Source organism: Erythrobacter sp. MTPC3 (assembly GCF_042854385.1).
Classification (GTDB): domain Bacteria; phylum Pseudomonadota; class Alphaproteobacteria; order Sphingomonadales; family Sphingomonadaceae; genus Erythrobacter.
Genome location: NZ_BTGP01000001.1, coordinates 36496 through 62533, shown reverse-complemented (window position 1 = coordinate 62533; position 26038 = coordinate 36496). Strand labels below are relative to the sequence as shown.

Here is a 26038-nt window from a genome sequence, read left to right as displayed (position 1 = left end):
CGCTGGAGCATACTTTTGTGAGTCAGGCGAGATATCACGATAACGCCGACGCTTTGCAAGCTTCACCCTTGCGCGTGGTTGATACGCATTGCGCCGCACCGTTCGACCGGCCCGAATGGTTTGAGATGCTGGGCGCAACCGGACTAGAGCCGCAGATCATCACTGCCAGCGACGATGACGGCGAAACCGCCTTGGCCCTGACCGGCCGCGACGGGCACCTCACATCATTGCGAAACTGGTACAGTTTCATCTGGCGACCGCAGCACTCCCCGCACGGCGATGTTGCACAGCGGCTGGAGCGACTGGCGCACACCCTCAAAGACCACGGCCACCGCGTGACATTCGAACCCGTCCCGGATGAGGATGGTTCGGCGGCGCATCTCTTCGATGCTTTTCGCAAAGCCGGATGGCATACGTCTATGAAGGTTAGTGACACGAACCATTTCCTGCCCGTCGACGGGAGAAATTTCGCGCAATACTGGGCATCCCGTCCGGGGCAATTGCGCACAACGTTAAAACGGAAATCCAGCAAGGTGGTGACCCGGCTTACCCGTGAATGGGACGCGGCGGCGTGGACCGACTACGAACATATCTACCGCAAAAGCTGGAAACCGGCCGAAGATCAGCCTGCTATGCTGCGTGCATTCGCGCAGGCAGAGGCGGCGGCGGGTCGAATGCGGCTGGGCCGGGCTTTTGCGGATGGGAAAGCGATTGCTGCACAATTCTGGACCGTCGAGGCAGGCACCGCGTTCATCCACAAACTGGCCCATCTTGAAGAGCACAAGCATCTATCAGCAGGCACTGTCCTCAGCGCCGCAATGTTTGAATTCGCTATTGATACAGACCAGGTGGAAACCATCGACTTTGGCACTGGGGATGAGCGATACAAGGCGGACTGGATGGACAAAACCCGCCCGCGATACCGCATTGATTGCCTGAACCCGCGCGCGCCGCGCAGTTGGCCGGCGCTCGCAAAATCACGGCTTCGCGGGCTGATCGCACGCACGACATAACCTTGCACGCAGGCATACGGCTGGCTAAGGCCGCGTCCCTAAGGAAGAGGGGCGGCGCGCACTGGGCGAAAAAAGCGCAGGCGCACTGCCCGAATTGTGGGATGATTGAGATGAGCACCGACCCGGTCGACATCGAACAACCTGAAACTGGCCCCGCGCCAGGCACCCATGCCAGCGCAGCAGGTTCACCCGGTCTGGGTATGAGCCGCGCCGGTATCGACCGCGCTCTTAAATCCATTCTGGTCGACGTACTGGGCATCGATCCTGACGATGCAGCCACTTTTGATGCTGATACCGGCCTGTTTGGGCATCTGCCCGAGCTGGATTCAATGGCAGTCGCGGGTCTGCTCACCGAAATGGAAGACCGCATGGACATCGTGATCGACGATGATGATGTCGACGGCGAAATGCTGGAAACCTATGGCGGTCTGCTGGCCTTTGCCGAAGCCAAGATAATCGCCGATTGAATGCCGCGGAGTTTCCCGGCCCCATGATAGGCACCTGGAACGCCCCGCTCGCCGATGCAAAGCACAGCGAAGAACTGATTGTATCATTCGATAGCAAACGCGATGTCCGCGTTCTGGTCCTCCCGGCGCTGTTCGATGAGGCAAACAAGCTGCGCCGGTTCACCTGCGAAGTGATGCGCCAGCTGGACGCACAGGGCATCGACACGTTTCTGCCGGACCTGCCGGGAATGAATGAAAGCACTGCTCCTTTGGCCGCCCAGACGATTGCATTTTGGAATGAGGCGGCCAGCGCAGCGTTGGACGCGGTGGCCGCAACGCATGTTCTGGCTTTGCGCGGGGGCGGTCTGATTGCGGACACCGGCCTGCCAGGCTGGCTCTACGCACCGACCACTGGTGCAGCTCTTCTGAAAACGCTCATCCGGGCCCGCATGATTGCGTCGAAAGAAGCTGGCGAAACGGAATCCAGCGAAGCAATCACGCGGGAAGCCCGACGAGACGGAACCACTTTGGCAGGCTGGGACATGAGCGCAGAGATGTTCAGGCAGCTTGAAACTGCCGTTTCCCCTGCGTCGCCCGCCTTGAAAACTATCGACCATTCAGAATTGGGCGGAAAAGCCCTGTGGCTCCGCGCAGAGCCGGATGATGATGCGGACCAGAGCGGTGCACTCGCACAGGCAATCTGCGCTGATTTGGCATTCGCCGGATGAGCCGCCTCCATTTTCAATTCGGGTGCGGCCGTCTGAAACTGGCAGGATCGCTCGACACTGCGCCGGGCACGTCCGGGCTGCTTATCGTCAGCGGCGGCAATGAAATCAGGTCGGGCGCATTTTCAGGGCAGGCAAAACTGGCGGCGGCCATCGCGGCCAAGGGTTTTCCTGTTTTCCGTTTCGACCGTCGCGGCGTGGGCGACAGCGAAGGCGAAAACCGTGGCTTCACAAAAAGCGCACGCGATATCGAGGCCGCGCTAGAGGCATTCCGCGCAATGGCCCCTCAAATGAAGCGTGTTTTGGCATTCGGCAATTGCGATGCGGCAAGCGCACTGATGCTATCGGGAGGGATCGGTTTCGATGGACTGGTCCTTTCAAATCCGTGGACCATGGATGATCAACCGGGAAAGGAGGCAGGTGATACATCCTTGCCCCCGCCTGCATCCATACGGGCGCGCTACGCTGCGAAGCTGAAAAACCCGCGAGAGCTTGCCCGGCTGGCCAAAGGCGAGGTCAATCTTGGCAAACTGGCGCGGGGGATTGCGCGGACATTCCGCAAGGACACCGCGCCAACCAAGCTAGCAGACACAATGCGATCTGGTCTGGCACAATTTGAGGGCAGCGTGCGGTTCCTGCTCGCGGAAGCAGACCGGACCGCACAGGTTTTCAACGCCAATTGGGACAGTACGGACCCGCGAATTGCCCGATGCGCCGGTGCTGGCCACGCCTATGCAAAACCGGAAGAACGCCAATGGCTTGAGGAGCAGATTCTGGCCGCGTTGCGTACGTGACGCTATCGTTCCAGCAGGCTGATCAGCTCCACATGGGTTGACCACCTGAACTGCCCGATTGGCCGAAGCTTTGTCAGCTTGAACCCGGCCTCCGCCAATTGCGCCGCATCGCGTGCCCAGCTTGACGGATTGCAGCTGACATAGACAACACGGGCCAGATCGCTCGCTGCAATTTGCGCGATTTGCGTGCGCGCGCCTGCCCTTGGCGGGTCAAGCAGGGCCGCATCGAATCTGCTCAACTCCGCTGCGTCCAATGGGTTGCGAAACAGGTCGCGGTGCATCGTGAACAAAGTGCCGCCTGCCCTGCCCGCCGCATCTTTCGATGCCAGATGCGCTGCCTGATCCGCCTCGACCACCAGCATTTTGCGCCCCTGTCTGAGCGCAAATGCAAACGTGCCAAGGCCTGCGAAGAGATCGAGCGCGATATTCGCATCAGCCATCCACTCCTGCGCGTCGGCTATCATGCGTTGCTCTGCATCAGGGGTGGCCTGAAGGAATGATCCTGCAGGCATCCCGACGGGGACACCAGACATGGTCACAGTTACCGGCTCCGGCTCCCACACCGTTTCCGCGCCGTACCCCTGATCCAACGTCAGCCGCGCAAAGCCATGCTCGCGCGCCAGGTCAAGCGAAGCTTCGGTTGGCTCAAGCCCTTCGAGGACAAGGTTGGTGATGCCCACATCGACGCCCTGATCGCAGAGCGTCAGCTGGATATCCACGGCCCCTTTACGCGGACCAAAGCGCGCCACAAACGCCCGCAAAGGGGGCACAAGCGCCGCGATCCTAGGGTCGATCACGTGACATTCGGCCAGATCGACAATCTTGTGCGAGCCTGCTTCGCGGTATCCCACAATCGCGCCCTTATGCGTGCGCATTGCGTGAAGCGTTGCGCGGCGACGCGATGCCGGCGGAGAGAGATATTCGGGCAGCAGCTCCCCTATTTCCAATCCTTGGCCCAGAGCAGAATTGACAACCCGATCACGCACGAAATTCGCCAACACGGTTTCATCCGCGTGTTGCAGTTGGCAACCGCCGCATTTGCCGAAATGGCGGCACGGCGGAGTGACATGATGAGGGCCCTTGGCAGCTATTCCGTCCTCGCCCAAGATATCGCCCGGCAACGCACCGCTCTGATGGCGGCCATCGGCTGTGATGCCGTCACCCTTAGCGGCGAGGCGGACTATTTCTTGATCTGTGCTCACAGGCACGCGCCGTAGGCCGATCCGACTGATTGCGATAGCTCCGATGCGGTAAAGGGCGCTTTTGTTCGCCGCGCCGCTTCGCCATGAAGCCAGACAGCCTCACACGCCGCATCGAATGCAATGCGTCCTGCCGCCATCCGGCTGATAGCTATACCGGCCAGGACATCGCCGCTGCCAGCGACTGACAGCCAGCTGGGCGCGGGCGGCGCGAGTGCGATCCGCCCATCCGGCGCGGCCACAACGGTGTCCGGCCCCTTTGCGCAAACGACCATCCCGCTGGCCTTGGCCAAAGCGAGCGCCCGAGCGCGTCTGCCCTCGCCAATAACCGCGAATGTCCGGCACAACGTCTCAAGCTCGCCATCATGCGGGGTGGCCAAAATGGATTTGCCGGATTGAACTGCGTTTGCACTGAGTAGCTGAAGCGCATCTGCATCAAGAACGGCGTTATCTGCTGCTTGCAAGACCGCCGCCAACCGGCTGGCAGCCGCATCGCTGCGGCCAAGCCCCGGGCCAATCAGAACGGCGTCGATCCTGCTGTCGCTGAGTGCGTTTGGCAGGGGGCTTTTATCGAGCACGATATCAGCCCCGCGCCCAGTGTCGTCTTCGCTTAGAAGCTTCACATATCCTGCGCCCGCGTGCTGGGCGGCCGAACATGCAAGCACCGCTGCGCCGGGCATTTCGCCGCCCACAACCGCTGCCAGCCCTCTGGTGTATTTGTGAGCGTCCACCGGCGGAGCATCAAGGCGCGGCATAGTTATCAGGCGCGCAGCCCCTTCCACTACGTCAACACCGATTGGCACAAGCCGCAGCGACCCCATAAGAGCGCGGGCGGGCAAGGACCAATGCGCGAATTTCCAAGCGCCCAACGCCAGCGTCACATCGAATTCGGGTAGCCGCTCACCCAGCAAAGCGCCGCTGTCGCTTTCGATACCGGCGGGAACATCTACAGCAATTCGTATTCCGTGACGGTCAGCCAGATCGCGGATCAACAAAGCGTGTTCGCCCGACAGCGGCCTGTTCATGCCTGAACCGAACAGGCAATCGACAAACACCTCGCCTGTGATCTCGCCGCCAGACGTAGAGACCGCCCCGCCCCATTTTTCGCGGGCAGTTTTGGCCGCTTTTGTCTTGGGCTGAATGGGCGCGACAATCTGAACGCGGTTTCCGAATTCGCGCATTCGCCGCGCGATCACATAGCCATCCCCGCCATTATTGCCGGGTCCACACAGGACGGTGATGGATCGTCCCGCCGCGATGCGCCTGATCCATTCCGCCGCTCCACCTGCGGCGATCTCCATCAGTTCATCGGCGCCCGCGCCAGCTTCAAAAAGCGCCTGCTCGGCAGCCTGCATCTGGACGACGGTGAGGATCTGATCGCTTTGCATCACGCGCCCGGAGAAGGTTCAGCCGGTATCCGGTAGCGATCCTGCGCGACGGAGAATTCGACTACGCGCATGGCGGGATCGGCATCGACGTTAACCCGGACCTCTGCCGCTCCATCAACTGAACGAATGCCGCCTTCGTCAAACGCGAACAGGCGAAAGCCGCCATCGGGATGGTGAACGACAAAAACGTCAGCACCGTCAATCACTGTCCGTTCGAGCGTGCAGACCGGCGAAAAATCCGCGCCAGTGCCGATTGCGCAGTCGATCTCTTCGCCCACGGGTTCGGGCGCTTCCTGACCGCAAGCACCGGCCATAAGCGCCAGAGCAAGGCTGCTAGATATCCGCAAAAACATGCGTTTCGCTTTTCGCGCCCGGATGAGTCAGTGCGCCCTTGCTCGCCGGGCCGACATTCTGGGCATAGCGCCACAGCGCACCCGATTGGTAATCGTTCGAGCGCGGCTGCCACGCCTCGCTCCGGGCCGCCAGGGTGGTCTCATCAATGTCGAGGTTGATTGTTCCCGCCTCTGCATCGATGCTGATGGTGTCGCCATCCTCGACCAGCGCAATCGGGCCTCCATCGGATGCTTCTGGTCCCACATGGCCGATGCAGAAACCGCGGGTTGCCCCCGAAAATCGTCCGTCTGTAATCAGCGCGACTTTCTCGCCCATGCCCTGCCCGTAAAGAGCGGCTGTCGTGGCAAGCATTTCGCGCATTCCCGGTCCGCCCTTTGGCCCTTCATAACGGATCACAATAACGCAGCCTTCTGCAATATCGCGGGCTTCCACAGCGGCGAAGGCGTCTTCTTCGCAATCGAAGACGCGCGCGGGGCCGGTAAATTGCAACCGCTCCATCCCTGCAACCTTAACAATTGCCCCGTCCGGTGCGAGCGAACCTTTCAGCCCAACAACGCCGCCGGTCGGAGTGATCGGAGATTTGACATCGTAGAACACCTTTTGATCGGGGTTCCATGTAATCTCTTCGATATTTTCGCCCAGCGTTTTACCCGTGACGGTGATCGGATTGGGATCTAGGAAACCGCCATCCAGCAGCGTTTTCATTCCCATGTAGACGCCGCCCGCCTCGTGCATGTCTTTTGCCACGTATTTGCCGCCCGGTTTCAGGTCGGCGATATAGGGCGTCGATTTGAAGATTTCGGCGACATCAAACAGGTCGAAATCAATGCCAGCCTCGCTCGCCATTGCGGGCAGATGCAGCGCCGCATTGGTCGATCCGCCGGTTGCCGCAACGACCCGCGCAGCGTTTTCGAAAGCAGCTTTGGTGCAAATGTCGCGCGGGCGCAAATTGATCTCCAGCAGCTTCATTACTTGTCGCCCCGCGGCGCGTGCAATGTCCTCGCGCGATTTATATGGCGCAGGCGACATGTTGCTGTTTGGCAATGATAATCCGATGGCCTCACCCACGCACGCCATCGTGTTTGCAGTGAACTGGCCGCCACATGCGCCGTGGCCGGGACACGCGACTTTTTCCAGTGCGATCAGCTCTTGCAGAGGGCAGTTGCCCGCCGCGTGCTGGCCCACAGCCTCGAACACATCGACCACTGTCACGTCCTTGCCATGATGCGTGCCGGGCAAGATCGAGCCGCCATAGACAAATATCGAGGGCACGTTCAGCCGCAGCATCGACATCATCATGCCGGGAAGGCTTTTGTCGCAGCCCGCAAAACCGACCAGCGCATCATAGCAGTGCCCGCGCACCGACAATTCAACGGAATCCGCAATAACCTCGCGGCTGACGAGCGAGCTTTTCATACCCTGGTGGCCCATCGCGATGCCATCGGTGACGGTGATCGTGTTAAACCGGCGCGGCGTTCCCCCGCCCTCGATCACACCTTCGCGGCAGATATTCGCCTGCGGATCGAGCGTGGTGTTGCACGGTGCGCTGTCATTGCCGGCGCTGGCCACCGCGACGAACGGGCGCGCAATTTCTTCCTCCGTCATGCCCATCGCATAGTAATATGAGCGATGCGGCGCTCGCTCCGGCCCGACCGATACGTGGCGGCTGGGCAGGTTCGATTTGTCGAAGGACGAAGACATAATGTTTCCCGTATTCTAGGTTTCGGGAAACAGCACTGCCGTTAGTCGAGCGCGAGCGCAACCCTTCCGCATACGTCTGCGATGATTGCAGCAAAACGCGATTGTTCTGCGCGGGTCGTAATCAAATCCTGCCGGACTTCGATCGCGCAATACGGGCGGCCATGCGCCTCAGCATGGCGGTTCATCGTCGCATTCAGTTCCGTGCCCGAATACGGCTCATTATCGCCGACATTCAGGCCCAGCTCCCCAAACAGGCGAATGGCGTGGCGCGCGGCGCGGTCATCCTGATTGTACAGCAGCGCGATCTCCCACGGCCTTTGTTCGCCGCCTGTCTCCAGCTTTGGCGTGAAGCTGTGGAGCGAGATGATCAGATCAGGTGCGGTTTCATCCAGCCACGCGGCCAAGGCTTCGTGATAAGGCCGGTAATAGGTTGAAAGACGCCCCTCGACATCGGCGCCGATATTGCCGGGGATCAGATGCCCGTCGCTTTCCGTCGGCACGACATCGGGATGATCCTCCTCCCGGTGAAGATCGACCACCAGCCGGCTGACGCTGGCGAGATGCGCAGGGATACCGTGGCGTCGCGCCATGCGTTCGGCCACGCCTTGCACGCCGATATCGACCGCGACATGGTTGTTCAGCAGATCGGGCGCAATGCCCAGCGGGACCGTGTCTGGCACGTGGTTTGAGGCATGGTCCGCGACGCACACGATGCCGCCATGCCTTGGCTCGCCGACCCGGCGATATGGCAGTCCATCGATCATCGCAGTTTCCCTGTCATCTGCCACCAACCCGGATGCTGTTCAGCAATCCGCGCCGCCGCTTCATCGCGCGCGGTGGTTCCCTCAAACAATGCAAAACATGTGGCGCCTGAGCCTGACATTTCAAACTGAAAGGGGTCCGTGCTCTGTAATGCACCAAGGATGTCGGCGATCTCAGGGCAGATTTCGATAGCCGGTTCGCGCAGATCGTTACGGCCTGCCGCGGCGACCTCGCGCGCATTTCCCTCTGGCAGAGCGCCGCGATCCTTGCCGTCCCACGCTTTGAAAACCGGACCTGTCGCAAGCGGAACACGCGGATTGACGAGCAGCACGGCCATTCCGCCCAGATCGCTCTCAATCGGTTCAAGCTGGGTTCCGGTGCCGCGGCCGACCACGGTTTCGCTGCGCACACAGCACGGCACATCCGCACCCAGTTTTGCAGCACGTTCGTGCCAATCGTAAGGCAGACCGTGCGTCTGCTCGACTATACGGAACAATGCGCCCGCATCAGCCGACCCTCCGCCAAGGCCAGCTGCGACCGGCAGGTTTTTCTCAAGCGTTATGTCGAGGCCGCCTTCGCGCGGAAGGAGGCCGAGCGCCTTTGACACGAGATTATCGAACGGATTGTCGATCCCGCCCCCAAACTCGCCAATCGTATTCACCCGGTCCTGCGACCCAGCGCGCGCCGTAAGCGTGTCACCCGCATCGACAAAAGCGAATAACGTCTCAAGCTCATGAAAGCCATCATCCCGCCGCCTGCGGACGTGCAGCGCGAGGTTGATTTTTGCGTATGCAGTTTCGGTGGTCGCCAATTCAGGCGTCACATGTTCGGATAGTTAGGTCCGCCGCCACCTTCGGGTGTGACCCAGTTGATGTTCTGGTTCGGGTCTTTGATGTCGCAAGTTTTGCAGTGAACGCAGTTTTGCGCGTTGATCACGAACTTCGGATCGGCACCGTCTTCATTCACCCACTCGTATACCCCTGCCGGGCAATACCGGGCCGATGGGCCGCCGAACACTACGAGTTCGCTGTTCTCTTGCAGGGCCATGTCTTCGACCTGCAGGTGAACCGGCTGGTCCTCCGCATGGTTGGTGTAGCTGTAGGCAACATTGGTAAGCCGGTCGAAACTGATCTCGCCATCGGGTTTCGGATAATCGATCTTCGGATAAAGATCGGCGCGGCCCGTCATCGTATAATCAGCGTGGTGCTTCATCGAAATTGGCAGGCCGATTTTCAGCGTGCGCATCCACATGTCGATCCCGGCAAGCGCCGTTCCGATATCGCCGCCATACTTCGCCACGGCAGGTTCTGCGTTTTGCACCACTTTCAGCTCGTCCGCGATCCAGCTTGACCGCACGGCCGTGTCATAATCGGAAAGCTCGGTCTTCTCATGACCCGCGGCCACTGCCGCCGTAATGCTTTCGGCTGCCAGCATCCCGCTTTTCATGGCGGTATGGCTGCCCTTGATGCGCGGGACGTTGACGAACCCAGCCGCACAGCCGATCAGCGCGCCTCCTGGGAAGGAGAGTTTTGGCACCGATTGCCAGCCGCCCTCGTTGATAGCGCGCGCGCCATATGCGACCCGCTTTCCGCCTTCGAGATATTCGCGGATTGCAGGGTGCTGCTTCCACCGCTGGAATTCCTGATAGGGTGAAACCCACGGGTTCTTGTAGTCGAGCGCGGTGACGAAACCGAGCGCAACCTGACCATTGGCCTGATGGTATAGGAAACCCCCGCCCCAGCTATCGCTTTCGGTTAGCGGCCAGCCCTGCGTGTGGATCACACGGCCCAGCACGTGCTTGCCCGGCTCAATGTCCCACAATTCCTTGATGCCGAGGCCGTATACCTGCGGCTGGCAATTCGCTTCCAGATCGAATTTTGCCTTCATCTCTTTGGTCAGCGAACCGCGTGCGCCTTCGGCAAAAAGCGTGTATTTCGCCTCGATTTCCATACCCGGCTGGTAATCCGGCTTTTTCGAGCCATCGGCGGCAATGCCCATGTCCTGCGTGATAACGCCGCGAACATTGCCATCATCGTCAAACATAACTTCATTAACAGGGAAGCCGGGGAACACCATCACGCCCAGACCTTCGGCCTGCTCACCCAGCCAGCGCGTCATATTGCCAAGCGATCCGGTATAGCAGCCGTCATTGCTCATCAGCGGCGGCATGATGAAATGCGGCAGCGAGCTCTTCCCGTTTTTGGTAAGCACCCAGTGCAAGTTATCGGTGACCGGTGTTTCCGCCATTGGACAATCCATGTCGCGCCAGTCAGGGAACAACTCATCCAGCGCCTTCGGATCGACCACAGCGCCCGACAGAATGTGCGCACCGATTTCCGACCCTTTTTCAAGGACCACGACCTCAAGTTCTTCATTGATCTGTTTCAGCCGGATCGCAGCGGAAAGGCCAGCTGGGCCTCCGCCGACGATAACGACATCACATGGCATTGATTCACGTTCGGACATGGGCTTTTCTATCCTGAGTTTTTCACGCGGCATTACGCCCGCATTTCCTTTGCATTCCACTTGCTAACTGGGGTCTTCGCAGTCAAGACCTGCAATCATTAGGATGAACGCCGAGCCCCCATCTCTGACCCGTGATCTGTTAGCCGCCATGGATTGGTGGCGCGATGCGGGTGTGGACCTCGATTTTGCTGATGACGCTACGGTTTGGACGGGCAGCGAAGATGCTGCGTCTGCCCAGCCGGATGCAGCGATAAACAGTTCCCATCCCGGCGCCAGCGGCGCAGCGGGGAATGTTGAAAACGACAGACCGGCTGCATCAAAAATTGCAAGAGCCGATCTTTTGGGCGATTCGCCGCCGGCTTCGCTTGCTGATTTCCATACTTTCTGGATGGAAGCGCCGGGCCTGGACGGCGTTGGCCCGCGCGGCCGGATCGCCCCGCGCGGTAATGCAAATGCGGATACCATGTTCCTTGTCGTCGATCCCGAAGAAGCAGACCGGGAAACCCTGCTCAGCGGTCCGCAAGGCGCGCTGCTTGCCAATATGATGGCGGCGATGGGGATTGCGCCGGACAGCGCGTATATTTCCTCCGCCCTGCCCCGGCATACGCCAATGGCCGATACCCCCACGATCGCGGCAGGCGGGATGGATGCGGTGACATCGCTGCACATCCAACTTGCCCAGCCAAAGCGTATCATCGCGCTGGGCAGCGGCATCCTGCCGCTTATTGGCCACGATCAGGCGCAAGGCGCTCCATCTTTACCGGAAATCAACCATGCACCTTCAGGCATTCCCGTATTGGTGAGTGAAGGCCTGGACAGCATGATGTCCATGCCGCGGCTCAAATCGCGGTTTTGGCGGAGATGGATCGAGTGGTCAGCGCAGTAAATTCGATGATGCGGGCATATCTGGGGGCGGCCGGTCTTGCCGCTGTTTCCATGATGGCCCCGGCGTCCGGTGCATCCGCCCAGAGCCAGAGCATGGCAGCCCATTACAACGCCCAGACACAGAACACCGCGCAATTGCCACGCGTCCTTTCCGATGAAGAGCGTCAGCATTTCCGCGATGTCTTTCGCGCCATTGACCGCGAAGAATGGGACCGCGTAGAAGATTTGCTGCAACGCAATCAGGATTCAGTCCTCTACCAAATTGCCCTCGCTGAATTTTACACCGACGCCAACAGCCCGGCAGTCAGTGCGGAACAGATTTCAGAGTGGTTTGAATTGGGCGTCCACCTGCCGCAAAGCGCGCAGCTCGGGCGGATGGGCGAAACACGCGGCCTGGCGCAAATGCCGCGCCTGCCCAGCGCCCAGCCGTTCAGTCGGCAACCAGAGGCCCCAAAACGGATATTGCCGCGCTCCACCGTCGATGCGTCGATCAGCTCGCAGACCCGCTCTGACATTCTTGACCGGATCAAGAATGATGATCCGGCAGGTGCCCATGCGATCCTGATGGAGGTTGACGACAACCTTAGCCCGCAGGCGCGCGCTGAATGGCGGCAGCGTGTGGCGTGGAGCTATTACATCGAGAATGATGATTTCTCCGCGCTCCAATTGGCTGCGACCGTTGCCGAAGGGTCGGGACCCTGGGTTGCGGAGGGTGAATGGGTCGCGGGTCTTGCAGCATGGCGGCTGGGCCAGTGCGATGCTTCGGCCGTTTCCTTCGCCAATACAGCGGCCCGGTCCACCAATGTCGAATTGACCGCAGCGGCGCATTACTGGGCGCACCGCGCTCTCATTCGCTGCCGCAAGCCCGGCGAAGCGCAGGATCATCTGGCCGCTGCAGCCCGATACGAAGAGACAATGTACGGTATGCTCGCCGCCGAACAGCTTGGCATGAACCTGCCTGCATCGGCGATGCCGCAGCCGTTTTCGGATGGTGACTGGTCGAGCATCAACGACATTTACAACGTGCAGATCGCAGCGGCTCTGGTCGAGATTGACCGGCCCGGGCTTGCTGACGAAGTGCTGCGCCATCAGGCGCGCGTCGGCAGCCCCGGAGATTATGATGCACTGGCCCGGTTGGCGCGCGAGCTTGGCCTGCCATCAACGCAGCTGTTCATGGCGCATAACGCCCCGCGCGGCACCAGCAGCGACCGTGCGCTGCGTTTTCCCGTTGCGCGCTGGAAACCCACGACCGGCTGGCGGGTCGATCCCGCCCTCGCCTTTGCCCACGCCTTGCAGGAGTCCAATTTCCGCACCTCTGCCGTAAGTCCGGCGAATGCTCGCGGGCTGATGCAGATCACGCCGATCACGGTGAGGCAGCACGCACCGCGTCTGGAGATGAGTGCATCCTACGTGAACCTCAACGATCCCGAGGTGAACCTGTCATTCGGCCAGCGTAATCTGGAAATGCTGCGCGACAGCGCCGCGACCGAAGGAAAGCTGCTAAAAATCATGGCCGCATACAATGCCGGCCTAAGCCCGATTACGCGCTGGAATTCGGAAATTCGCGATCAGAATGACCCGCTGCTTTATATGGAATCAATCCCCTATTGGGAGACGCGCGGCTACGTCGCCATCGTGATGCGCAATTACTGGATGTACGAGCGTACAGCGGGCGTTCCCAGCCCCAGTCGGCGCGCGCTGGCGCAGGGGCTCTGGCCAGCCTTCCCCGACATGGCTACATCACGATCTGCCTATCTCGAACGATGAAGGAGCGCGCATATGGCGATCGACGAGAGCAGATCATTCACGCCGATCAACATTGCCGTCCTGACAGTATCCGACACCCGCACGGCTGAAGATGACACGTCCGGCGACATTCTGGCTGACCGGATCGAAGCGGCTGGCCATACTCTGGCACAGCGGATGATCATCAAGGATGACGCAAAGCTGCTCGCCGCCCAGCTTGAAACATGGATAGATGATCCCGCAGTCGATGCCGTTGTCAGTACCGGCGGGACTGGCCTGACAGGCCGCGATGTTACGCCAGAGGCGCTGTCCATGATCAAAGGCGGGCGCGAAATTCCCGGATTTGGCGAATTGTTCCGGTGGCTCAGTTTCAAAACCATCGGCACAAGCACCGTCCAGTCGCGCGCCTGCGCCATTGTTGCGCGCGGAACATATCTGTTCGCGCTGCCGGGATCGAACGGAGCGGTTAAGGATGGCTGGGACGGCATTCTGGCCGAACAGCTCGACAACCGGAACCGTCCCTGCAATTTTGTAGATTTGATGCCGCGCCTGAAAGAGAAATAAGGCTTTCCTCGCAGGTTTGTTCTTTGTATGTTCTCGCCGATGAGAACGCGTGAACACCCCGATGCACAATCTGGCAGAGGCGCCGCTTCGGCGGACGTGTCAGCGCACTTTGGCTTGGCCCAGCGCCAGGCGGACGGCGATTGGCGCGATCACATGACTGCTCTGGCACAGGGAGAGGACGGCCCGCCGGTAAAGTTGCGCACGACCGTAACTGAAGAACATCCCAAGACGATCGTAAGCTTCAACAAATCGCCCGACATCCCCTTTGACCGGTCAATCAACGCCTATCGCGGGTGCGAGCATGGCTGCATTTATTGCTTTGCCCGGCCAACCCATGCCTATCACGATCTGTCACCCGGTCTCGATTTTGAAACGAAGCTGTTTGCCAAACCGGATGCGGCGCGGCTTCTTCGAGAGACTCTGGCGAAACCGAAATACCGCCCTGCCCCGATTGCGCTAGGAACAAACACCGATCCATATCAGCCAATCGAACGCGATTACCGCATCACGCACGAGATCCTGAAAGTGTGCCTCGAAGCGCGCCATCCTGTCACGATCACCACGAAATCGGACCGCGTGATGCAGGACATCGACCTGCTGGCGGAAATGGCGCACCGCAATCTGGTGGCTGTTGCGATTTCAGTGACGACGCTCGATCCAAAGCTGTCATCCCGCCTAGAACCGCGCTGCGCTGCGCCTGCCAAACGTCTGAAGGCGCTGGAAAAACTGGTTGGTGCCAATGTTCCTGTGCATTGTTCGGTCTCGCCCATAATCCCGGCCATCACCGATGAATATATGGAGGGCATCGTTGAGCGAGCCGGGGCTATTGGCGTCACCAGCGCGGGCTGGATACCGCTTCGCCTGCCGCATGAGGTTGCGCCGCTGTTTCGTGAGTGGCTGGACGTCCACTATCCCGACCGCGCCGGCAAGGTCATGAGTATCGTTCGATCAATTCGCGGAGGCCGCGATAACGATCCCGATTTCTTTACCCGGATGAAGCCGAGCGGCGTTTGGGCCGACCTGCTACGCGCCCGCTTCCGCCTCGCATGCAAGAGAGCGGGGATCGCGGGCGCAAAATTCGAGCTTGATTGTTCGCAATTCAGACCGCCTGAAACCGGCGGGCAAATGCGGCTGTTCTGATCGCCGCTTCCGTTCCGCTATCTCCCATAACAATTTGGTAAGGCAATTGGGTTAACGCGGCACCCAAGAGGAGACAGCCAGTGATCCAACTGACCTATACGAGCCAAGCGGCACAGGAGCTGACTTCGGGGGATATCTTCAAAATCATCGAGACTTCCTCGCGGAACAATTTGCGCGACGAGCTGACCGGTTTTCTGATTTATTCCGGCGACAGTTTTTTCCAGCTCATTGAGGGACCTGAGGTATCAATCGATGCACTTTTCGATAGGATTTCGGGCGACCCGCGACACAAGCAGGTAAATATCCTCTCGCGGAAACAAGTCGAAGAGCGCGCATTTCCAAAATGGCGTATGAAACGAGTTAGCCCAAAGTCGGTCTCGGTCGGCGATCCAATCGAAGGTCTCGATAGCGCGCCACATTATGTGCGAAGAGCTGTCGCTGAGTTCCTCAACCCGAACGCTTAATTCGGTCCTGACTGGGCAAGAGCACCCTCACAGGACGCCGTTCACCCGAATCCCCCGCCGGTTTCACCCGGTGCGAACCGCATCAATCGGCTGTCGAGCAGTGCCGCGGTCCGATTGACCACCGCCTGCTGGTAATCGGCATCCTTTATCATTTCAAAAAATGCGCCTGAATTGGGGTATTGCGCAACGAAGCCGTCGTGCCAGACCTTATCGTCCGGCTCTGGTCCGGTGACCATCGTCTGGAAAGCGCCCCGCCACACAATAGTGCCGCCGACACGTTTGAAGATCTGGCCGGATGTCTTGCCGTATTCTTCATAAGCGCGCCTGCCCGTCCAGCCATTGCCATGCAGAGCGTGACCTTCGGGATATTCGGCGTGATCGCGGTATCGCAGCAGGTTGAGCATGTGGATCGGCTCGTCCCGCGGCAGATCCTTGAACGCCTGAAAATTGGTCGGCGATGGATCGATATAAACCTTGGCCACCAGCTATTCCCCCAGCCTGTATTCCGCAAAGCGTTCGCGCAGGTCTTTCTTTGAAATCTTTCCCGTGGCGGTGTGCGGAATGTCGTCCACAAATTCGACCGCGTCGGGCAACCACCACTTTGCGACCAGCGGTTTGAGATGGTCGATGATCTCGCCCGCGCTCACCTGCGATCCTGCGTTTTTCACGACGAACAGGACCGGGCGTTCGTCCCACTTGGGGTGCGGCATTCCGACGCAGGCGGCCTCAGCGACACCGGCATGGCCAACGGCGGCGTTTTCGAGCTCGACCGAGCTGATCCATTCGCCGCCTGATTTGATCACATCCTTGGTCCGGTCGGTCAGTTGCAGCGTGCCATCGGGATGGATGATGCCGACATCGCCTGTGTCGAACCAGCCTTCGTTGTTCACCGCGTCTTTCTCTGCCTTGAAATACCGCTTGATAATCCATGGCCCGCGGATTTGCAGCGCGCCCGAGGTCTTCCCATCACGCGGCAATTCGCTCGCCATATCGTCAAGGTCGACGGTGCGCAGTTCCACGCCGAAAATCGGGCGTCCTTGCATTGCGGTTTTTTCGACCTTTTCCTCGAACGAAAGCTCGTCCCAATCCCAGGTCGGTCCGCCCACGGTGCCGATGGGAGAGGTTTCGGTCATGCCCCATGCGTGCTGCACGCGGGTGCCGTTTTTCATCAACCGCTCGATCATGAATTTCGGGCAAGCAGAACCGCCAATGGTCGCGGCTTTCAGTGGAGGAAGGTCCAGCCCCTCGGCATCGCAATACTGGAAATGCGCAAGCCAGACGGTCGGCACGCCTGCGCTGTCGGTAACCTTTTCGCGCAGCATCAATTCGTGCAGCACCGCAGGATCGTTCACGGCGGAAAACACGAACTTGATACCCGCCATCGCCCCAGCATAGGGCAGCCCCCAGCTGGCCGCGTGGAACATCGGGACAACCGGAAGCATGACCGATGCACTGGAGAAGTTGAACGCGGCAGGTTGCAGCCCGGCAAGCGCGTGCATCATGGTCGATCGGTGTTCGTACTGCACACCTTTCGGATTGCCGGTGGTGCCCGATGTGTAACAGATCATGCAGGGGTCGGTTTCGTCTCCCGTCACCCATTCAAACTCGCCGTTCTGTTCACCAATCCAGTCTTCGAATGCGGGCGAATGTTCACCGCTGTCATAGCAGATGTAGTGTTCAACCGTGGTCCAGCGGGACTTCATCCGGTCGACGATGGGCTGGAAAGCCGCGTCGTAACACAGCACCTTATCCTCGGCATGATTGACGATATATTCCAGCTGATCGTCGAACAGGCGCGGGTTCACGGTATGCAGCACGCCCCCCATGCCCGCGACACCGTACCAGCTGACGAGGTGGCGCGAATGGTTCATGGCGAGGCTTGCGACCTTGTCACCCGGCTTTAGCCCCAGCCCCTGCAATGCCTGCGCCATTTTCAGCGCATCGCGGCGAATGCCGGACCAGTCTGTGCGTGTTTCGCTGCCATCAGCCCAGCGCGTTACAATCTCGCGCGTCCCGGCTTCACGCGCGGCGTGGTCGATTACGCTGGTGATCCGCATGGACCATTCCTGCATCGCACCCAGTCTGGTTCCGATCATCACTCTCTCTCCATCTCTTTTGGGCCAAAGGCCTTCTCCGGCACCATTCATGCCGATGAGAGAAGATCAATGCAATCGGTTAGGGCATTGCTGGGCTGCAGCTTGCGGACAACAGGTGACCGAACAGCGGGTTATGCGACAAGTTTCAGATTGGCCCGACCTCTTTGCGGGGCAAGTTCGACATTCTCCAATCCCTCGATTTCGGCCAGCCGTTCGGCCAGTTCACCGCTCAGGATGAAATTGGTGCCGAGCCGCATGGTCGCCTCGCCATCATTGCCCAGCATCAGGCGCAGCAAAACCTCGCCCGGCGCGTTGTCTCCGGTGGCAAGCTCCAGTTTTAAATCAGTCAGCGCCTGAACACTCAGAACATCAGCACGCAGGCGCATCGCCATGCTGCCGCTTACCGCTGCGAGCGGCCTTGCCCCGCGCACGGTCAGACGGGGCGGCTCGCCGGGATTGGGCGAATCCAGCTCCACGGTCAGGAGCAGACATTCCCCGCTTTCCGCCCAGCGTTCAAAGTTCGCAACAAGCGATTCTTCAAAGCAAGCAGCCGTGAACTGGCCGGACGTGTCGGAAAAATCGGCGCGAATGAATTCAGCGCCGCGTTTGGTCCGACCCTTATTCACGCCTTCGACCATCGCGGCGACGACCGCGCTCCCTCGTCCGCCGGAGGGCGCGCCTGCTTCCATCAGGCTTTGATACGTACGCGCGCCCTGTGCCGATGCCACATCGCGGAATTGCTGCACGGGATGGGCCGAGAAATAAAATCCGAAATTTTCGCGCTCTTTCGCCATGCGGTCTGCGCGCGACCAATCTTCTGCCGGTTGCAAGCGCAATTCTTCCTCAGGCGCGTTTTCTCCGCCAAACAAGGCCGCCTGCCCGCTCGATCGTTCGCGCATCGCAGCGTCCGCAATCGCCAGCAGCATGTCGGCATTGGCGAACAGCAAGGCGCGATTGGGCTCAAGACAGTCGAGCGCACCTGCGCAGATCAATCCTTCAAGCTGGCGCCGGTTCATCGATCCCTGCGGCAGGCGGTCGAAGAAGTCCTTGAGGCTTTCAAACGGCCCTTTCGTCTCTCGCTCTGCAACGATCGCTTCCATCGCTTTTTCACCGACATTGCGGATCCCTGCCAGGGCATAGCGCACGCCGTATCCGTCATCGGTCTGTTCAACGGTGAAGCGCGCCTCGGAACGATTGATATCAGGCGCGAGAACGGCCACCCCGCCCTCGCTTTCCTTAACGCCGGGCGCACGGTAACGGCGGGCATCGTCGACGAACGCATTGAGCTTTTCCGACTGGTGCAGGTCAAAGCACATCGATGCAGCGTAAAACTCTTCGGGATAATGCGCTTTCAGCCATGCCGTCTGATAGGCGAGCAAGGCGTAGGCGGCGGCGTGGGATTTGTTGAAGCCATAGCCTGCGAATTTGTCGATCAAATCGAACAGTTCGTTCGCCTGCTTTTTCTCGATGCCCGAAACATCCTTACAGCCTTCGACAAAGCGGACGCGCTGGACGTCCATCTCCGCCTGAACTTTCTTGCCCATCGCACGGCGCAAAAGGTCGGCATCGCCGAGCGAATATCCAGCGAGGATCTGCGCGGCCTGCATGACCTGTTCCTGATAAACAAAAATGCCGTAGGTTTCGGCCAGAATACCTTCGAGTTTCGGGTGGGGGTATTCGATCGGCACTTCACCCGCCTTGCGCTGACCGAACAGCGGAATGTTGTCCATCGGGCCGGGACGATAGAGCGATACGAGCGCGATGATGTCGCCGAAATTGGACGGCTTCACCGCTTTCAGCGTGCGGCGCATTCCTTCGGATTCCAGCTGGAACACGCCGACCGTGTTACCATCCTGCATGAGGTCATAAACGCCGGTATCATCCAGCGGCAGCTGCCCCAGATCAATCTCGATCCCCCGCAGTTCCAGCAGATCGGTCGCCTTGCGTAAGACCGAAAGTGTTTTCAGGCCGAGGAAGTCGAACTTCACCAGACCGCTGCTTTCGACATGTTTCATGTCATACTGCGTCACCGGCATGTCGGATCGCGGATCGCGGTATAGCGGCACCAGTTTGGCCAGCGGGCGGTCACCAATCACCACCCCTGCCGCGTGGGTCGATGAATTTCGCGGCAATCCCTCAAGCTGCATCGCGAGATCAACCAGCCGCTTGACCTCGTTATCGTTGGTGTATTCCTTCTTGAAATCGGCAGCACCATTCAGCGCGCGGGGCAATGTCCAAGGATCGGTGGGGTGGTTCGGGACCATTTTGGTGAGCCGGTCCACCTGCCCGTAACTCATCTGCAAAATGCGCCCGCAATCGCGCAGCACGGCGCGCGCTTTCAGCTTTCCGAATGTGATGATCTGCGCGACGTGATCCGCCCCGTATTTCTGCTGAACATAGCGGATCACTTCGCCGCGCCGCGTTTCGCAGAAGTCGATATCGAAATCTGGCATCGACACACGTTCCGGGTTTAGGAAGCGTTCAAACAGCAGCCCCAACTGGATCGGATCAAGATCGGTGATCGTCAGCGCCCAAGCGACAATTGAGCCCGCGCCCGATCCGCGGCCCGGGCCGACCGGAATGCCCTGATCCTTCGCCCATTTGATGAAATCGGCAACGATCAGGAAGTATCCGGGGAAACCCATGCCCACGATGATCCCGATTTCATAATCGAGCCGGTCGAAATAGACCTTACGCTCTTCCTCTGACATTTCGCCATATGGATCGAGCCGCGCCTCTAAACCTGCTTTCGATTGTTCGGCCAGCATCTTGGCCTCGCCTTCCAGATCGCCAGCGAGGCTCGGCAGGATTGGGTCGCGATACGGCGGCGCGAATGCGCAGCGTTGCGCGATGACGACGGTGTTCGCGATAGCTTCTGGCAGGTCGGCGAACAGCTCTTCCATCATCGGCGCGGATTTGACGAAGTTTTGCGGGTTGGAACGCGGGCGGTCCTCGTTCTCGATATAAGTCGAATTGGCAATGCACAGCATGGCATCATGCGCCTTGTACATATGCGGTTCGGCGAAGTTTGCAGGATTGGTGGCAACCAGAGGAATGTCGCGCGCATATGCCATGTTGATCAGCGCATCTTCCGCCCGCTCGCAGGCGGTATCGCCGCCGCGCGCCAGCTCAATGTAAAGCCGCTGCGGGAAAAGGGTTTGCAGCCGGCCGCACAGCGCCTCCGCCGCCGGTCCCTGCCCTTCGGCCAGCAGGCGGGTGAGCGCGCCTTCCCCCGCACCGGTCAATGCGATCAGTCCGTCGGTGTGCCCTTCCAGATCGCGCAAAGCGACATGCGGCTCAAGCTCCAGCGGTCGATCCAGATGCGCTTTAGAAACGAGGTGGCACAGATTATCGTATCCCGCCTCATCCTGCGCATAGAGCGGCAGGTAATCGACCTGCTTACCATCTGCATCGCGCGCAACGCCCAGCAGCGCGCCGATAATCGGCTGCACGCCTTCACTTTTGCAGCCGCCTGCGAACATGACTGCGCCGTACAGCCCGTTACGGTCGCAGATCGCGATGGCAGGAAAGCCGCGCTCCTTCGCCAGCTTCGCAATACCCTTGGGGTCGATCGCCCCTTCGAGCATCGAATAGGATGACAGGACACGCAGCGGAATGAACGGAGCAAATGGCATCCGGTCAATTTAGGAATTTGGCGCGGAATCGGAAGCGTCCGTCTCTCCTAATTCTCCACAGGAAGGCAAAAGCCTGCGGAGAAGTCAGACCAGCTTGGCGATATCCTTGGCAATCAGCTTGGGCGTGTCTTGCGGGCCATACCGCTTCACCACCTTGCCATCGCGGTCGATCAGGAATTTGGTGAAGTTCCATTTGATCGAGGTGGAACCCATCAGGCCCTTCTTTTCCGACTTCATCCAGTCGAACAGCGGGGAGGCATCGGGGCCGTTCACATCGACCTTTTCCATCAGCGGAAAAGTGACGCCGAAATTCACCTTGCAGAATTCCGCAATTTCGTCGGCATTGCCCGGTTCCTGTCCGCCAAACTGGTTGCAGGGAAAGCCGAGAACTTCGAAATCCTTGTCCTTGAACTGCTGAAACAGCTTTTCCAGCCCGTCATATTGCGGGGTAAAGCCGCATTTGCTGGCGGTGTTGACCACCAGCAGCACCTTGCCCTTTTTCTCCGAGAGATCCAGCTCCTCACCGCGATTGGTCGTAACAGTGAAATCGCCAATAGTGGTCATGCGCAGTCCCAGCCTATGAATTGATCAGCAGCGCAGTTTTGCGCCTTAGAGTCTATCGCTGTCCATTTGCCACGTTGTGACATCGTGCGTCGACCCCTTTGCCAGTCAGCAGAGGGCGCGCATCAGCTTTCGGGAAAATCGTCGTGTTTGGAAAGCTCGACAGCTTCGGCAGCGGAATATTCGCGGTCGCCCGCTTTCTCGATGACATATTGCGAGCGTTCGTCTTCGGGCAACATGGCGATATGCCGGATCATCTCTGCGAAAGTCCCGCGCCTGATCGATTTCATTGCATCGAATACACCGTCACCGTCATCCGCCCGGTGAAGCGCTGCACGGTCTTCCCATGCGTGGCTACCCGTTTGCAGAGGGGTGCCTTTATAAGTGCTTGGGTGGTCAGACATTTGTTTCTCCTTTCAACTCATAACGAGCCAATAACGGGAAAGGTCCGGCGCTATTGCAACACTCCGTCATGCAGGCGAACTACACGGTCCATGCGCGCGGCGAGGCGCTCATTATGCGTCGCAACCAGTGCCGCGCTCCCTTCTCCACGAACAAGCTCCACAAACTGGCCCAGCACCGTATCAGCGGTTGTTTCATCAAGGTTGCCGGTGGGTTCATCGGCCAGCACCAAAGTCGGCTGGTTGGCAAGAGCGCGAGCGACTGCGACACGCTGCTGCTCACCGCCGGAAAGCTGGCTTGGCCGGTGGGTTAGCCTGTGGCCCAGACCTAGGCTGGAAAGAAGGCTGGTCGCGCGTTCCAGCGCCGCCTCCCGGTCAGTGCCTGCAATCATCTGCGGCATGACGACATTTTCGGTCGCGTTGAAATCGGGGAGCAAGTGGTGGAATTGGTATACAAACCCCAAATGTTCGCGGCGAAGGCGGGTGCGCTGGTCGGTGGCCAATTGCTCTGCTGCCTCGCCCGCAATCTCGATCCCGCCTTCAAAACCGCCTTCGAGCAGTCCGACAGCTTGTAGCATGGTCGATTTGCCTGATCCCGACGGGCCAAGCAGTGCGACGATCTCTCCCGGCTGGATGTCCAGATTGACCCCTCGCAGCACATCAATGCGCTGGCCGCCCTGTTCAAAGCTGCGACGCAGATCGCGCAGCGCAACGATTGGCCCGCCACTATTCATAGCGAAGCACCTGCACAGGATCGGTGCCCGACGCCTTTAATGCCGGGTAAAGCGTCGCAAGGAAGCTCAGCACGATACCCAGTGCTGAAATTCCAATAATCTCCCACGGATCGACGCGCACCGGCAGCGATGTCAGGAACCGCACGCTGGGGTCCCAGATCTCAACGCCGGTCACAAATGCGACAGCGTCGACAATCGGATTGCGGAAATACAGCAGAGTGAAACCCAAAATCAGCCCTGCGACCGTGCCAAGCGTGCCAATCGTGGTGCCGGTGGTCACGAAAATCTTTAGAAGGCTGCGCCGCGTCGCGCCCATTGTGCGCATGATTGCAATATCGCGCGTTTTGGCTCTCACCAGCATCACCAGGCTGGACAGAATATTGAAACACGCAACGATCACCATGAAGCTGAGGACAAACGCCATTGCCACACGCTCAACCTCCAGCGCCTCGAACAGGGTGGAGTTGATCTGTTTCCAGTCGGCGATCTGCGCCCTGCCGGTTAGCGATGCCTTCACCGGCTCCAGAATGTCTCCGACATTGTCGGGATCGGTCACCGTGACCTCGATCAATCCGATTGTATCGCCGCGCAGAAGCAGGGTCTGCGCGTCTTCCATCGGCATGATCACGAATGTCTCGTCAAAATCATACAGGCCGATCTCGAAAATCGCCTCGATCTCGTAACCCACCTGCCGCCAGGACGTGCCAAACGGCGTCACACGGCCCTGCGGATTGATGACGGTCAGCGTATCGCCAACCCGCGCGCCAATATTCGCGGCAAGGCGCGAACCGATGGCGACTTTGCGCGCATCCGGTTGCAGACCGCTGAGGTCGCCCAGCAGCACTTTATCCTGCAACTCTGCGATATCCTCCGGCGTGTTGCCGCGAACGAAGATGGGAACAGTGCGGCCATTGTAGCTCGCAACGAGGGCCTGCTCGATCAGCGGAGATGCGCTGACAACGCCCTCGGTAGCGCGGACCTGTTCTAGCGTGCCCTCCCAATTGTCGAGCGAGCCGCCGTATCCCTGAATGACCGCGTGCCCGTTTAGCCCGGCAAACTTGTCCAGCATTTCCGTGCGGAAACCGCCCATCACGCTCATCACGAGCACCAGCATAGCGACGGACAGCATTACGACACCGACGGAAATCCCGGCGACGAGAGCAATAAAAGCCTCACCCTTACCCGGCCAAAGGTACCGTTTGGCAATCATCCATTCGAAAGGTGTAAGCATGCTTTAGCTGGGCTGACCTGTTGCTTCTGAACGCAGCCTGTAGGCGGCGGCGCAGCCTCGCACAATCCGGTTGTTGGCTGATATTGTGAGTAACAGCCGCAGGCACGGCCCGCCGCCCATGCGACAAACGCACCAGCTCAGGCAAAAATGAGGGCAAATGACACCTCACTACCCTTGTAATTGATCCGTAACACGGTCATTGAGCGGCCACTCTTCCCGAGCAGCTCAGCGGACAGGTCTGGCTATGGCAAATGCGCTCTCCAACCTTACTCATCCCTATCTTGATGCAGATGGCGATAAATTGCGCGAGGAATGCGGCGTCTTCGGCGCGATCAACGCGGCAGATGCGTCTGCAGCGACCGCGTTGGGCCTGCACGCATTGCAGCACCGCGGTCAGGAAGCCGTCGGCATCACCAGTTTTGACGGAACGGAGTTTTTCTCCCGCCGTGGACTGGGCCACGTTGCCGAAAACTTCTCTTCATCAGAAGCGATAGCGGAACTGCCCGGCCATATGGCTGCGGGTCATGTGCGGTATTCGACAACCGGCGGCGCGGGCCTGCGCAATGTGCAGCCGCTTTATGCGGAACTTGCCAGCGGCGGCTTTGCCGTGGCGCACAATGGCAACATCTCCAACGCCCAGACATTGCGCAAGGATTTGGTGAACAAGGGGTCGATCTTCCAATCGACCTCCGACACCGAGGTGATCATCCATCTCGTCGCGACAAGCCGTTATCCCACCATCGCCGACCGGTTAATCGACGCGCTTCGCCTGGTCGAAGGGGCCTATGCCCTGATCGTCATGACGCCAGAGGGCATGATTGCCTGCCGCGATCCGCTGGGCATTCGCCCGCTGGTCATGGGCCGGATGGGCGACGCGGTCGTGTTCGCCAGCGAAAGCGTGGCTTTCGACGTGATCGGTGCTGAATTGATCCGCGAAGTCGAACCGGGCGAAATGTTGCAGGTCGATTTCGCAGGCGAGGTCAAAAGCGTGCACCCCTTTGGCCGCACCGCACCGCGTCCCTGCATTTTCGAACACGTTTATTTCAGCCGGCCCGACAGCATCTTTGCCGGACAAAGCGTTTACGAAGCACGCAAAGCCATAGGCAGCGAGCTTGCCATCGAGGCACCGTGCGATGTCGATTTGGTTGTCCCTGTCCCGGACAGCGGGGTGCCCGCGGCAATCGGGTATGCGCAGCAATCCGGCGTGCCATTTGAATTGGGCATTATCCGCTCGCACTATGTCGGCCGGACCTTCATACAGCCATCCGATAGCGCGCGGCATTCGGGCGTAAAGCGCAAGCACAACGCCAATCGCGGACTGGTTGCGGGCAAGCGGATCGTCCTGATCGACGATTCTATCGTGCGCGGCACGACGTCGATGAAGATCGTCGAGATGATGCGCGAAGCCGGGGCCAGCGAAGTGCATTTCCGCGTCGCCAGCCCGCCAACCGCTCACAGCTGTTTCTACGGCGTGGATACGCCGGAACGATCCAAACTGCTCGCCGCGCGTATGGACGTTGAACCGATGCGCGACTTCATAAAGGCAGACAGCCTCGCCTTTATTTCAATCGACGGTCTTTACCGCGCTGTCGGATCGAAGGGGCGCGACAACAAATGCCCGCAATTCTGCGATGCGTGTTTCACTGGCGATTATCCCACTTCGCTCACCGATCACGGTGAAAGCGAACCGAAATCCGCCGAATTGCCCTTTGCCGACCCCAAGGCTGCCTGAT

Annotated in this window: 24 protein-coding genes; 10 read left to right on the top strand and 14 right to left on the bottom strand. The window is 59.6% G+C overall.

The genetic code is table 11. The annotated features are described in order from the left end of the window. Positions 1-17 precede the first annotated feature (17 nt). From ACGHU1_RS00320 to ACGHU1_RS00305, 4 genes are all read left to right on the top strand, one after another. Positions 18-1013, top strand: coding sequence for a GNAT family N-acetyltransferase (locus ACGHU1_RS00320; protein ID WP_390582335.1), 996 nt, complete (start codon positions 18-20; stop codon positions 1011-1013). A gap of 200 nt (positions 1014-1213) precedes the next feature. Next, positions 1214-1480 (top strand): phosphopantetheine-binding protein, encoded by a 267-nt coding sequence (locus ACGHU1_RS00315; RefSeq protein WP_390583147.1) that lies wholly within the window; start codon positions 1214-1216, stop codon positions 1478-1480. Between the two features lie 23 nt (positions 1481-1503). Beyond that, positions 1504-2187, top strand: coding sequence for a hypothetical protein (locus tag ACGHU1_RS00310; RefSeq protein WP_390582333.1), 684 nt, complete (start codon positions 1504-1506; stop codon positions 2185-2187). Further along, positions 2184-2978: a hydrolase 1, exosortase A system-associated gene (locus ACGHU1_RS00305; RefSeq protein WP_390582331.1), complete on the top strand. Its 795-nt coding sequence runs from the start codon at positions 2184-2186 to the stop codon at positions 2976-2978. Before ACGHU1_RS00310 ends, ACGHU1_RS00305 begins: the two co-directional genes overlap by 4 nt. 2 nt (positions 2979-2980) lie before the next feature. On the opposite strand, the gene ACGHU1_RS00300 is transcribed toward ACGHU1_RS00305, so the two are convergent. The 7 genes from ACGHU1_RS00300 to ACGHU1_RS00270 are packed head-to-tail and all read right to left on the bottom strand — an operon-like array spanning position 2981 to position 10848. After that, entirely contained in the window at positions 2981-4180 is a 1200-nt protein-coding gene (locus ACGHU1_RS00300; RefSeq protein ID WP_390582329.1) for a class I SAM-dependent RNA methyltransferase, read from the bottom strand. Further along, positions 4177-5565: an NAD(P)H-hydrate epimerase gene (locus tag ACGHU1_RS00295; RefSeq protein ID WP_390582327.1), complete on the bottom strand. Its 1389-nt coding sequence runs from the start codon at positions 5563-5565 to the stop codon at positions 4177-4179. The genes ACGHU1_RS00300 and ACGHU1_RS00295 overlap by 4 nt, the downstream gene beginning before the upstream one ends. After that, on the bottom strand, positions 5565-5918 hold the full coding sequence (locus ACGHU1_RS00290; protein WP_390582325.1) for a hypothetical protein: 354 nt from the start codon (positions 5916-5918) through the stop codon (positions 5565-5567). Before ACGHU1_RS00290 ends, ACGHU1_RS00295 begins: the two co-directional genes overlap by 1 nt. Then, positions 5899-7620: a dihydroxy-acid dehydratase gene (gene ilvD, locus ACGHU1_RS00285; protein WP_390582323.1), complete on the bottom strand. Its 1722-nt coding sequence runs from the start codon at positions 7618-7620 to the stop codon at positions 5899-5901. Before ilvD ends, ACGHU1_RS00290 begins: the two co-directional genes overlap by 20 nt. Before the next feature lie 41 nt (positions 7621-7661). Continuing rightward, positions 7662-8384: an N-formylglutamate amidohydrolase gene (locus ACGHU1_RS00280; protein WP_390582321.1), complete on the bottom strand. Its 723-nt coding sequence runs from the start codon at positions 8382-8384 to the stop codon at positions 7662-7664. Beyond that, complete coding sequence (locus ACGHU1_RS00275; RefSeq protein ID WP_390582319.1) at positions 8381-9193, bottom strand: 4-(cytidine 5'-diphospho)-2-C-methyl-D-erythritol kinase; 813 nt, start codon at positions 9191-9193, stop codon at positions 8381-8383. The genes ACGHU1_RS00280 and ACGHU1_RS00275 overlap by 4 nt, the downstream gene beginning before the upstream one ends. Before the next feature lie 8 nt (positions 9194-9201). Next, positions 9202-10848, bottom strand: a complete 1647-nt coding sequence (locus ACGHU1_RS00270; protein ID WP_390582317.1) for a 4Fe-4S dicluster domain-containing protein — start codon at positions 10846-10848, stop codon at positions 9202-9204. A gap of 103 nt (positions 10849-10951) precedes the next feature. Between ACGHU1_RS00270 and ACGHU1_RS00265 the strand changes: the two genes are divergently transcribed. The 5 genes from ACGHU1_RS00265 to ACGHU1_RS00245 all read left to right on the top strand — a co-directional run bounded on the left by ACGHU1_RS00265 (position 10952) and on the right by ACGHU1_RS00245 (position 15647). Beyond that, complete coding sequence (locus tag ACGHU1_RS00265) at positions 10952-11734, top strand: uracil-DNA glycosylase family protein (protein ID WP_390582315.1); 783 nt, start codon at positions 10952-10954, stop codon at positions 11732-11734. Beyond that, a complete protein-coding gene (locus ACGHU1_RS00260) occupies positions 11719-13500 on the top strand; it encodes a lytic transglycosylase domain-containing protein (RefSeq protein WP_390582313.1) in 1782 nt (593 codons plus the stop codon). The genes ACGHU1_RS00265 and ACGHU1_RS00260 overlap by 16 nt, the downstream gene beginning before the upstream one ends. 12 nt (positions 13501-13512) lie before the next feature. Continuing rightward, entirely contained in the window at positions 13513-14043 is a 531-nt protein-coding gene (gene moaB / locus ACGHU1_RS00255) for a molybdenum cofactor biosynthesis protein B (RefSeq protein ID WP_390582311.1), read from the top strand. A gap of 39 nt (positions 14044-14082) precedes the next feature. Next, a complete protein-coding gene (locus tag ACGHU1_RS00250) occupies positions 14083-15183 on the top strand; it encodes a PA0069 family radical SAM protein (RefSeq protein ID WP_390582309.1) in 1101 nt (366 codons plus the stop codon). Between the two features lie 80 nt (positions 15184-15263). Beyond that, positions 15264-15647, top strand: a complete 384-nt coding sequence (locus ACGHU1_RS00245) for a BLUF domain-containing protein (protein WP_390582307.1) — start codon at positions 15264-15266, stop codon at positions 15645-15647. A 41-nt stretch (positions 15648-15688) separates the two neighbouring features. Here ACGHU1_RS00245 and ACGHU1_RS00240 read toward each other — a convergent pair whose 3' ends face one another. The 7 genes from ACGHU1_RS00240 to ACGHU1_RS00210 form a co-directional block, all read right to left on the bottom strand. Then, positions 15689-16129, bottom strand: coding sequence for a DUF1330 domain-containing protein (locus ACGHU1_RS00240; RefSeq protein ID WP_390582305.1), 441 nt, complete (start codon positions 16127-16129; stop codon positions 15689-15691). A gap of 3 nt (positions 16130-16132) precedes the next feature. Next, positions 16133-17743, bottom strand: a complete 1611-nt coding sequence (locus tag ACGHU1_RS00235) for a long-chain fatty acid--CoA ligase (RefSeq protein WP_390582303.1) — start codon at positions 17741-17743, stop codon at positions 16133-16135. A gap of 131 nt (positions 17744-17874) precedes the next feature. Then, positions 17875-21378 (bottom strand): DNA polymerase III subunit alpha, encoded by a 3504-nt coding sequence (gene dnaE / locus ACGHU1_RS00230; RefSeq protein WP_390582301.1) that lies wholly within the window; start codon positions 21376-21378, stop codon positions 17875-17877. A gap of 84 nt (positions 21379-21462) precedes the next feature. Next, positions 21463-21942, bottom strand: a complete 480-nt coding sequence (locus tag ACGHU1_RS00225) for a glutathione peroxidase (protein ID WP_390582299.1) — start codon at positions 21940-21942, stop codon at positions 21463-21465. A gap of 122 nt (positions 21943-22064) precedes the next feature. Beyond that, positions 22065-22343: a hypothetical protein gene (locus ACGHU1_RS00220; protein WP_390582297.1), complete on the bottom strand. Its 279-nt coding sequence runs from the start codon at positions 22341-22343 to the stop codon at positions 22065-22067. A gap of 50 nt (positions 22344-22393) precedes the next feature. Further along, positions 22394-23074, bottom strand: coding sequence for an ABC transporter ATP-binding protein (locus ACGHU1_RS00215; protein WP_390582295.1), 681 nt, complete (start codon positions 23072-23074; stop codon positions 22394-22396). Then, complete coding sequence (locus ACGHU1_RS00210) at positions 23067-24305, bottom strand: lipoprotein-releasing ABC transporter permease subunit (RefSeq protein WP_390582293.1); 1239 nt, start codon at positions 24303-24305, stop codon at positions 23067-23069. The genes ACGHU1_RS00215 and ACGHU1_RS00210 overlap by 8 nt, the downstream gene beginning before the upstream one ends. 244 nt (positions 24306-24549) lie before the next feature. Here ACGHU1_RS00210 and purF point away from each other — a divergent pair, with 244 nt between their 5' ends. Beyond that, on the top strand, positions 24550-26037 hold the full coding sequence (gene purF / locus ACGHU1_RS00205; RefSeq protein WP_390582291.1) for an amidophosphoribosyltransferase: 1488 nt from the start codon (positions 24550-24552) through the stop codon (positions 26035-26037). Position 26038: the final 1 nt, after the last annotated feature.